The organism is Paracoccus angustae, assembly GCF_042648745.1.
Lineage (GTDB): Bacteria > Pseudomonadota > Alphaproteobacteria > Rhodobacterales > Rhodobacteraceae > Paracoccus > Paracoccus angustae.
This window is the reverse complement of sequence record NZ_JBHRXY010000133.1, coordinates 1-537: the sequence shown is the minus strand read 5'-3', so window position 1 is coordinate 537 and position 537 is coordinate 1. Positions and strand designations below refer to the sequence as shown.

Sequence of the window (537 nt, the reverse complement as noted above, 5' to 3'; positions counted from 1 at the left end):
CGCGGCGACCCCCGAGGGAGGAGGAGGGGGCCGCCGCCTGTCGCCGAAACCCGAGGGGAGGAGAAAGGGTTCCGGCGCTGTTGTCGGCGGCACCCTCCGGGAGGAGGAGGGGATGCCGCCCGTTCCGGCCCCTGGGAGGAGGGTGGGGCGGAATGGCGTGTTCTTCTTACTTGCCCCAGGCGGCTTCCCGGGCCAGGCCGGCGATCATCGCGCGGCTGATGCCCAGGTCCGCCAGATCGCGGTTGGTCAGGGCGTTCAGTTCGCGCACCGTTTGGCGATAGATGACGCGGCGGGCGCGGTTTTCCTGCATGTGCTGGATCGCGGCCATCAGACGGCCGGCGAAGCCAGGGGTGGCGGCGGCGTTGTGGGTGTGGGCGATGGCAGCCATGGCGTGTTCCTTTGTCTTGGGGGTCTTTTGTTCTTGCGTTTGCGCCTTGCCCGGATTGGCCCGGCGCCGTTTCGATGACCCCAAGATGGCGCCGATGCTGCATCTGCACAATGGATCCTTTCGGATTGCTGCCATGCAGCAACCGCATG

1 protein-coding gene is annotated in these 537 nt (G+C 67.6%); it reads right to left on the bottom strand.

Translation table 11 applies throughout. The features are described from left to right. Positions 1-166: 166 nt before the first annotated feature. Complete coding sequence (locus ACFOM8_RS23080) at positions 167-388, bottom strand: DUF1127 domain-containing protein (RefSeq protein ID WP_377764693.1); 222 nt, start codon at positions 386-388, stop codon at positions 167-169. Positions 389-537 lie beyond the last annotated feature (149 nt).